This window comes from Candidatus Electrothrix sp. (assembly GCF_052785085.1).
Map to the genome: position 1 here is coordinate 1 of NZ_JALAAI010000146.1, position 8,775 is coordinate 8,775.

Annotated in this window: 9 protein-coding genes; 2 read left to right on the forward strand and 7 right to left on the reverse strand. The window is 47.3% G+C overall.

Features of this window, described 5'->3' with window-relative positions:
* Nucleotides 1–209: 209 nt before the first annotated feature.
* On the reverse strand, nucleotides 210–359 hold the full coding sequence (locus L2082_RS16990) for a hypothetical protein (RefSeq protein WP_446009982.1): 150 nt from the start codon (nucleotides 357–359) through the stop codon (nucleotides 210–212).
* A gap of 226 nt (nucleotides 360–585) precedes the next feature.
* Here L2082_RS16990 and L2082_RS16995 point away from each other — a divergent pair, with 226 nt between their 5' ends.
* Nucleotides 586–1,311: a TVP38/TMEM64 family protein gene (locus L2082_RS16995; RefSeq protein WP_446009981.1), complete on the forward strand. Its 726-nt coding sequence runs from the start codon at nucleotides 586–588 to the stop codon at nucleotides 1,309–1,311.
* Here the strand turns inward: L2082_RS16995 and L2082_RS17000 are convergent.
* Together L2082_RS17000 and L2082_RS17005 are read right to left on the reverse strand one after the other, a co-directional pair.
* The gene (locus L2082_RS17000; protein ID WP_446009980.1) at nucleotides 1,301–2,173 is read right to left on the reverse strand and encodes a class I SAM-dependent methyltransferase; all 873 of its coding nucleotides are present in this window, start codon (nucleotides 2,171–2,173) and stop codon (nucleotides 1,301–1,303) included. The genes L2082_RS16995 and L2082_RS17000 overlap by 11 nt on opposite strands.
* 53 nt (nucleotides 2,174–2,226) lie before the next feature.
* Entirely contained in the window at nucleotides 2,227–4,353 is a 2,127-nt protein-coding gene (locus L2082_RS17005; RefSeq protein ID WP_446009979.1) for an HRDC domain-containing protein, read from the reverse strand.
* A gap of 215 nt (nucleotides 4,354–4,568) precedes the next feature.
* Here L2082_RS17005 and L2082_RS17010 point away from each other — a divergent pair, with 215 nt between their 5' ends.
* Nucleotides 4,569–6,269, forward strand: a complete 1,701-nt coding sequence (locus tag L2082_RS17010; protein WP_446009978.1) for a DEAD/DEAH box helicase — start codon at nucleotides 4,569–4,571, stop codon at nucleotides 6,267–6,269.
* 9 nt (nucleotides 6,270–6,278) lie between these two features.
* Here L2082_RS17010 and L2082_RS17015 read toward each other — a convergent pair whose 3' ends face one another.
* The 4 genes from L2082_RS17015 to L2082_RS17030 all read right to left on the reverse strand — a co-directional run bounded on the left by L2082_RS17015 (nucleotide 6,279) and on the right by L2082_RS17030 (nucleotide 8,636).
* Nucleotides 6,279–7,085, reverse strand: a complete 807-nt coding sequence (locus tag L2082_RS17015; RefSeq protein WP_446009977.1) for an SAM hydrolase/SAM-dependent halogenase family protein — start codon at nucleotides 7,083–7,085, stop codon at nucleotides 6,279–6,281.
* A 42-nt stretch (nucleotides 7,086–7,127) separates the two neighbouring features.
* Nucleotides 7,128–7,589: a hypothetical protein gene (locus L2082_RS17020; RefSeq protein WP_446009976.1), complete on the reverse strand. Its 462-nt coding sequence runs from the start codon at nucleotides 7,587–7,589 to the stop codon at nucleotides 7,128–7,130.
* 13 nt (nucleotides 7,590–7,602) lie between these two features.
* Nucleotides 7,603–8,163, reverse strand: coding sequence for a hypothetical protein (locus L2082_RS17025; protein ID WP_446009975.1), 561 nt, complete (start codon nucleotides 8,161–8,163; stop codon nucleotides 7,603–7,605).
* Between the two features lie 266 nt (nucleotides 8,164–8,429).
* Nucleotides 8,430–8,636: a hypothetical protein gene (locus L2082_RS17030; RefSeq protein WP_446009974.1), complete on the reverse strand. Its 207-nt coding sequence runs from the start codon at nucleotides 8,634–8,636 to the stop codon at nucleotides 8,430–8,432.
* Between the last annotated feature and the right edge of the window lie 139 nt (nucleotides 8,637–8,775).

Here is an 8,775-nt window from a genome sequence, read left to right on the forward strand (position 1 = left end):
GATTGACAGAAGCGGGCTTTTAGCTTGTTAATTTGGTGACCGATTTTTTTGATTGGTTTTGAAAATGTCATATGTCTCTCTGTAGCTTATTGATGTGAAAATTTCATTATTACAAGAAATCAATAGCCGTGTCAATATGTTATGACATCTGTGGCTAAATTAATTTTCTGAATTCTCAATAAATACAACTCGTTCATAAAGGCCAAGCCTTAAAGTCGTGCCATTAGAGCTGTCGCCTCATCATTGGGATGACGCTGCTCCTGTTCTTCATACATGGTAAACAATCGGGTCAGGACATGGACAGCATCCTCTTCAGCAAGTTCACCCAAATGTTCCCAGGCTTTGTTTGATGATCTCATATTTTTGTATACGTTGAGGAATGGAAAAAAGACCGGAGCACCGGCAATAAAAAATATTTTTACTTGTTATTCTTTTTCAGGAGAAAGTCAAGTACACAGAAGGAACGTTATGTTAATGTTCCTGTTCGCTTTCAATCTTATTGCAATGCACTGGTGTTAAATGCTAAGAAACCACATATGCTGCATAAAAGAAATGGAATAACGACACAGGAAAGCCAAGAGGACCATGACAACACCACCCGCAGAACAACAAGAACGAAAAAAAAACTGGTCAGGAAAACTGGCCCTTGTACTCGTTGTCGCAGTCCTTGCAGGTCTCTTTCTCTTGTTTGACGGTCAAGAATACCTGAGCTTGAGCGCATTAAAATCCAGTCGCCAGCTTTTGCAGGATTTCTACGCCGAGCATCAGCTGCTCAGTATAACCGGCTACCTGATACTCTACATCCTTATCACTGCCCTGTCCCTTCCTGGGGCCTTAATTATGACTCTGGGCGGTGGGGCTCTCTTCGGACTTTGGCTGGGCCTACTCCTGGTTTCCTTTGCCAGTACCATTGGAGCAACCCTTGCCTTTTTAGGGGCACGCTTCCTTTTTCGGGACAGCATTCAACAACGATTTGGGAAAAAACTGGCTGCAATCAATAAAGGCATTGAGCAGGACGGGGCCTTTTACCTCTTCAGCCTGCGCCTGGTTCCTGTTTTTCCTTTTTTCATCATCAATCTGGTTATGGGGTTGACCTCCATCCGCACCAAGGTCTTTTACCTGGTCAGTCAACTTGGGATGCTTCCCGGAACCCTGGTTTACATCAATGCAGGTACCCAGCTCGGTAAAATCGAATCTGCAAGCGGCATCCTCTCACCTGGTCTGCTGCTCTCTTTTGCCCTGCTCGGTCTTTTCCCTTTACTGGCCAAAAAAGGGGTTGAGACATTAAAAAAGAACCGCCTCAATCAATAACCTCTGCCTCTGCCAGACAGGCCTCAACTTCCAGTCGTACCATACTGACATGAACCTGCCCCTGGCTATCCACAGGGTGATCTGCAAGATACCTGTCAACAAGGGCTGCAATAAAGTCCTCTCGCCGCTCAACAGGAACCTGCTCTGTATAGGGCAGCCAGGTAGTACGCACCCAGCCCTCCAATCCAGCTCGATCAGGATAAGACATATCCTTGGGAATGAGTTCAACTCGAACAGGATACATCCCGGCTTCCTTCAACCAGACGTTATACAGCTCTGGCCCATAGAAACCATAGGGAAAGGCAAAATCGACAAAATACTGCTGCCATTCTTTTGTTTGAATAACTTCGTCCACAACAGCAAGAAAAGAAGCAGCATTTCCTGTGCCAGCCATCTGCAAAAGCACACGCCCTCCCAGCCTCAAGGCCCTGCTTATACCTGTAAGCACAGGAAGATGATCCTGTACCCAGTGCAGGGCAGCATTGGAAAAGATGAGATCAAACTCCTGCTCACAAGCCAACTCTCTGGCATCCCGCTCCTGAAAAGAAAGATTAGGGTAGCTTGACCAGGGGAACTCCTTCCGGGCCAAAGCCAACATAGCAGCAGAATTGTCTAATCCGAGCACCTCTCCATCAGGCACCAATTCAGCAAGCTCTGCAGTTACTTTGCCGTCACCGCAACCTATATCCAGCACAGCTTCATTACCCTGAAGATTCAATGTATTGAGTAGCTCTCTGGCCCAGCCCTGCTGCACAGAAGAATGACGAGCATAGTCTTCCGCATCCCAATTATATGATCCTTTCTCTGACCTTTTCTCCACTCTTCCTTTAGGCCCTTCTAAAAAATCTTTTCCTTTCAACACATTCCTCCCTCTGCATTGATTTCTGTTGATTGCACATTTCTTCCCTGCCAAACTCAGGAAGAAAACTCTTCCTTCATCTGATAGTCGGCAACCATCCTCAGCAAATCCTCTCCATACTTCTGCATGGTCATTTTACCCACCCCGTGAATTTTTCTCAGCTCATCTCTGTTCGCTGGCAGGAGAGCAGCAATCTGGCTCAAGACCCGCTGATGCACAATCTGAGAATGGGCAAGATCCAGTTCCCTGGCCTTTCGAGATCGCCATTTTATCAAGGCCCTGAACAAGACAGGGTGCTTGATTTCTGTGGGAACCTTGTATGTTCCCTGGGATTTTTTCGCTTTTGCTGAGGAGAAATTCATCTCAGCCACAGCAATTGCCCGTAAATAGTCTGACGGAACAAAGCTTTGCTCACAAGAAGCAATCCCAGCCAACTTGACAGCCAAATCCAGCTTAAGGTTTTTCAGGACCTTGTCCACCTTTTTGGCCAATTCCTTATTATCGGTATCAAAGGATAAACGGGTAAAAGCATCATTAAAAATGAGCTCAAACTTGTTCTGAAACCACTCCGAGGCCTTACGCGCCCTCTCCTGAAGATGCGAATCTGACGCAGGCATCTCTCCCTTGCTAAAAAGACCATAGAGCTGGTTCCTGAAGTTTTCGCTGACCAGAAAGATATCCTGCCCTGCCTGCTCTTCTATCTCCTCAAGCTCGGCAATTTCGGTCCCCATCACCTGAATAAGGCGTTCATTTCCACGCAGGAGATGGACAAGATAGCCCAAGCGGTTGCGCAACTGCTGAAAATCAAAACACTCTGTTAATAATTTTTGCTGAAAGCCTATCTTTGCCCTGTGAAGCCTTTCCTGAGAAGGAGGATTTTTTTGCACATGCTTATCAAAATGCAAGACAGCCCCATCCGTGGCAACGCCACTCCGCCCAATAGGCGAACTGAGCACCATGCCTTCAAAGGTCTTGCAGCGACTCAGAGCCACATAGACCTGACCATGAGCAAAGGCTGCCTGAGCATCAATAATGGCCTTTTCAAAGGTCAGACCCTGACTTTTATGGATAGTGATAGCCCAGGCTGTTTTCAAAGGATATTGCTCAAAGGTGCCAATGACCTCCTCTTCAATCTCTCCTTCTTCCTGGTTCAGGGTATACTTGATATTTTCCCAAACAACAGGCTCCACAGCAATCTCCTGTCTACTATCAGGACAACGCACGATTATTGCGGTTTCTGTGATCTCATGGACTTTGCCAATTTTGCCATTATAATATCGCTTCTCCGGCCCAGAATCATTACGGACAAACATCACCTGAGCCCCTTTTTTCAGGCATAAATCTTCCGGAGCCGGATAGGTATGCTCTGGGAAGTCTCCTGAGACCTCTGCTTCAAAACAAAACTCCTTGGTATCAAGCTTACTCAGCTGCTCACGATTAATGGTGTCAGCACTGCGATTATGGGTAGTCAGGGTGATATAGCCCTCATCCTGACCAGGCTTAACACCTGAAAGATAACGTTGATTCAAGGCCGTAACAGTGGGCTGATCAAGCTGATTATTCCGCACCCGATTTAACAGCCGGATAAAATCAGCATCAGACTGGCGATAGATATGTTGGAGCTCAATGGTGATCAACTCGGTTTGACTGAGCGCTTTACTGCTGAAAAAATAGAGTGAAGTATACTCCTTTTTCAGCAATTGCCACTCATCACGCTTTGCCACAGGAGCCAGTTGGTGGAGATCTCCTATCATCAACACCTGAACCCCACCAAAGGGCAAAGGGCTGTGACGATGATAGCGCAGAGCCTCATCCACTGCATCCAGTAAATCTGCCCGGACCATGCTGATTTCATCAATAACCAGGAGATCAAGCCCCTTGATGATTTTTTTCTTTTCCCGGCTAAAGCGAAAACGGTGCTGCTGCATCCGCTCGTAGGCTTCAGTCCCTGGCAGAAAAGGGCCAAAAGGCAGTTGAAAAAAAGAATGGAGGGTGACCCCACCCGCATTGATCGCTGCAACCCCGGTGGGAGCAGTAATAATCATCTGTTTGGCTGAATCCCTTTCCAGATTATGAAGAAAGGTGGTTTTGCCGGTCCCGGCCTTACCTGTCAAAAAGATATGACAATCCGTGTATCGGACAAAATCATTTGCCAGCTCTAATTCATGATTTACAAAAGTCATGTATCAAAATGCTCCAAAAAACATTTTAATCCGCAGAAAACGGTTTGTTTTATTGTTGATACAGAGTAGGGTGTGCCTCAATATGCGTCAACCTCTCCTGTGGCGGCTGTGACAGCGTATCCAGCCAATGTAATGCCATTTTTGTCCCGTAAGGGTTCTCTGACAGGGGAAAGTGACGTCCTCATACCATACCTATTTAACAGAGAAAAGATATTATGACCACATTTACAGATATCGGCATCAACGACGAGATCCTTCAGGCTGTTACTGCACAGGGCTTTCAAGAACCAACCCCGGTACAGACCAAAGTTATCCCGCTGATGTTGGAGCAAAAAGTCGATATCGTCAGCCTTGCCCAAACCGGAACCGGTAAAACAGCCGCCTTTGGCCTTCCTTTAATCCAACTGATTGACCCGAAAAACAAACAAACACAGGGGCTTGTCCTCTGTCCAACCCGGGAACTCTGCATGCAGGTATCAAGAGACCTGGAAAGTTTTTCCCGCTTTACTAAAGGACTCAGGATATTAGCTATCTATGGGGGTGCCAGTATTGAGCAACAAATGCGTGAACTCCGCAAGGGTATCCAGATCATTGTTGCCACCCCGGGCCGTCTCCGGGACCTGATTAAACGAGGCAAGGTGGATATCTCTGCTGTGCGCTATGCTGTCTTTGACGAGGCCGATGAGATGCTGCAAATGGGCTTTCAGGACGAACTCAATGCCATTCTGGCAGAAACTCCAAAAGATAAGAATACTCTGCTCTTCTCAGCCACCATGTCCAAAGAGGTTGCCAATATCGCCAACCGCTACATGTCTGACCCTGTGGAAATCACCATGGGCAGAAAAAACTCTGGTGCTGAAAATGTAACCCATCAGTACTACCTGATCAATGGAAGGGATCGCTATTCAGCCCTGAAACGGATCGTGGATAATAATCCGGATAATTACTCTATAATCTTTTGCCGCACCAGAAAAGATACCCAGGACGTGGCTGATAAACTTATTCAGGACGGCTACCAGGCCGATTCCCTGCACGGCGAATTAAGCCAGGCCCAACGTGATCTGGTTATGGAGAAATTCCGCAAAAAACGCCTGCAACTTCTGGTTGCCACTGATGTTGCGGCCCGTGGTCTGGATGTCAACGACCTGACCCATGTGATCAACTACAGCCTGCCAGATGATATTGCTGCCTATACCCACCGCAGTGGTCGAACAGGGCGAGCCGGAAGCAGTGGGACCTCCATTGCCCTTGTTGATATGCGGGAGCGTCATCGAATCAAACATATTGAGAAAAATATCAATAAGAAATTCGAGAAATCCCTGATCCCCACAGGTAAAGAAGTCTGCACTACCCAGTTACATAATCTGATGGGAGTTATCAGCAACACAGAGGTGAACCATGACCAGATTGATCCTCTGTATGCAGAGATTGAACAACACCTGGCCCATCTGGACCGGGAAGAGTTGATTAAAAAATTCATCTCCCTGGAATTCAATCGTTTCCTTCAATACTATAAGGACGCTCCAGACCTTAACCAGCAGGTCAGCGGAAAAGACGCAAAAAGCTTTCAGCGGGATGGGAGAAAAAATCAAAAAGAAAATGGGTTTACCTGCTTTCACCTTAATGTTGGACGACGTAACGGCGTTCTCCCGGAAAACCTGATCAGTATGATTAATGCTGTTCCTGGCGGCGGTCGCATCAAAGTAGGTAAAATAGAAATCATGCGTAACACAGCGACCATTGAGGGAGACAGCCGCTTCATCCCTCAGATCCTGGGTGCCTTTCAGCAGTTTAAGGTTAATGGAAAATTCGTCACAGCCAAGGTCCTTCACCATTCTGGTGCTGGCAAAGGACGGCGGCCATATAATCAAGGGAAATCACAAAAGCCCTGGAAGGGCAAGAGACCAAGAAGCTAATATCCCGGATCACAAAGAGGTAACCTCAACAGCATCTCCAGTGCCGCATTGGAGATGCTCAGCAGCGTTACCCATATTGACTGCAATCTCAAGATACCCTGCACTGTCAATAAGCGCGACCAGATCCCCTGGCCCAGCTTCAGCATAGGTGGTATGAATGCCCTTTATCTGCTGGCCGCTCAGCATCACCTGACATTGCTGTGGATCAACAAAGCCCCGCAAATCAGTCTGACGGATTGTTGTACGGATATTGCCAAAATGATCAATCTGCAGGATCTGGCCCATAATCTTTTGCCCTGCAACCTGAGCAACAGGTATCTCCAGGCACACACAAGACGCTGGCAAGACCTCTGGTCCCACCGTAGATATTGGCATTCCGCTGGCTAAGGCCGCAGCTATTGGCCCCATAATATCACGTCCATGAAAGGTTGTGCTGACTGTCTCAGCAAAAAGTCCTCTCTCCTCCACCAGATATACTCTCTGAACCAACTGATCTCGTAGCAATAAAGAAAAAGTCCCGTTATCCGGGGCCACAAAATAATGTCCCTGAGCCTCAGCTGCCAGAATCCTCCGTTGACTGCCCACCCCTGGATCAACAACCACCAGATGTACTGTACCGGCTGGGAAAAAGGCATAACTACTGTGCAGAACCAAGGCTGCACCAAGGATATCCTGCCTGGGAATCGCATGGCTGAGATCGACCAATTGAGCAACAGGGTGCCGTTGAAGGATCGCCCCCTTCATCTGCCCCACATAGGGATCATGCAGGCCAAAATCAGTGGTCAGACTTATGAGACCAGAAGCACGTACCGGCATAACATATTCTGTTATATTCAAAAAATCGTTTAACCCAACAGGCTAGTGAACACCAAAATCCTGCTCATGAATCTGTTTACCGTTCAGAAAAAGCCGAACCGTCCAGGTACCGTAGAATTCCTTTTTAAAATCTTCCCCAGCGAACAAACGCTTGATCGGGCCATTCTTCCAGAGAGTGAGCCAGGAATACACCTTCCAGGAAGGCCTGACGTCTTGTATGGCAAAAGAATAATTGCTCTGGTGCTCCAACTCACCCCAAGGCGTAACCCAATCTGTTGTCAGGGTATATTTGCCTGTTTGCAGCTCGCGCAATTCAACAAGTAAGTAAATCTTGTCATAAGGGGTAAAAGCGACGACCGGATCAGTAAATTCTGTATTCTTGTATAATCCGCTGTGAAGGGAGGCAAAAGGAAGAGACGAGCCAAGTACTGAGACTGGTCCTGCGATGAAAAGAAGGAGAAGAACAAGGGCAGGCCAGGACAACCCACCCGTTTTCTTCCCCATAACCAACAAAAAACTAAATACGCTTAAAGGTAATCTTATGCCATTTTGCATAAGCGCCGTGATCATCACAGTTCCAGTCTTCCGTACCATAGAACTTGATAACATCATCGGTGGCAACATTATGGGTTCCCGCATCAATATTGTATTTCCGATCAGGGCATTGGCTGCTCCAGTCGTCTGGCTCACAGTCGCCTCCGCAACCGGGTGCCAGCGGATAACGCCCTGATGCGGCACCTGCATTGTTAATATACAGCGCATAGTGAGAATTCCCGTCAAATTCGATCTGGGCAGTAATCGTAATCTGATACGTTCCCGACTCGCCGGGGAAAGTAGCCTTGCAGGCACCGCTGCCGCTTCGTGCAGTCAAACCTAATGCTCCATCACGATTGCTCCAATTGCTGGTGCAGGTGAAGTCAGAAAAAGCATTCAGAACTACTGTGGATGAAGATGAAGGTTTTTCTGCTACCAATTCTGTCCCTCCGTCACTTGAGTCATCGTCGTCGTCATCATCCAGAAGGTCACAGCCTGAAAAAAAGAGGAGCATCACAATCAGAGGGAGAGCAAGGTATTTCATGTCAGTTGTTCCGTAGGGTTATGTGTATATAAAATTTGGTCGGGCGAATGTAGTATGTCCTCAAAATAGCGAGTACCTTTTTATATCAAAGCACAGGGTGACTCCTTGGAGGCATCCAACCAACGTTCATACTGTATTTTAAACAGACTAATATCTATTCAAAAACTTCGATTTTGTCAAACGAGTTTTTTTTATCACGAACTTGGAGGGTAATAAACTTTTGCATTGGGATCAAAGGATGGTCTGTAACAGGGCTAAAAAGCATATCACTCCTGTTGATGCATGTACAGGGGGATCCTTTTGACCACTGTTCTTCCACTTTGGGTTTGATAGGTTTCCGTCACGACGAGCTTGTCTTTTTCAATGCTGGTAACAACCCCGTGCCGGCCAATGAGCGTACCTTGCTCTGCGGGATGGCCCTCTCCTGTTACGTCTTCCAGCGTAACTACCTTTTTGTCTTGAAAAGCCAGCACAGCAACAAGCTTTGTAACCGTTCAGACCCCTCTCATTTTTTTTACGCAGCAAGAGGCAGAGGAGGCACATCCAGCCCCTGGCGCCGAGCCGTGATAACCTCAGCGAGATATTTCCACGGACAGGCGTTGCGCTTCCTAC

What these genes read in the sequence shown, in the direction of transcription:
- L2082_RS17025 (WP_446009975.1), bottom strand. Translation starts at nt 8,163, where the DNA reads ATGAAATACCTTGCTCTCCCTCTGATTGTGATGCTCCTCTTTTTTTCA.
- L2082_RS17015 (WP_446009977.1), bottom strand. Translation starts at nt 7,085, where the DNA reads ATGCCGGTACGTGCTTCTGGTCTCATAAGTCTGACCACTGATTTTGGC.
- L2082_RS16995 (WP_446009981.1), top strand. Translation starts at nt 586, where the DNA reads ATGACAACACCACCCGCAGAACAACAAGAACGAAAAAAAAACTGGTCA.
- L2082_RS17020 (WP_446009976.1), bottom strand. Translation starts at nt 7,589, where the DNA reads ATGGGGAAGAAAACGGGTGGGTTGTCCTGGCCTGCCCTTGTTCTTCTC.
- L2082_RS17005 (WP_446009979.1), bottom strand. Translation starts at nt 4,353, where the DNA reads ATGACTTTTGTAAATCATGAATTAGAGCTGGCAAATGATTTTGTCCGA.
- L2082_RS16990 (WP_446009982.1), bottom strand. Translation starts at nt 359, where the DNA reads ATGAGATCATCAAACAAAGCCTGGGAACATTTGGGTGAACTTGCTGAA.
- L2082_RS17010 (WP_446009978.1), top strand. Translation starts at nt 4,569, where the DNA reads ATGACCACATTTACAGATATCGGCATCAACGACGAGATCCTTCAGGCT.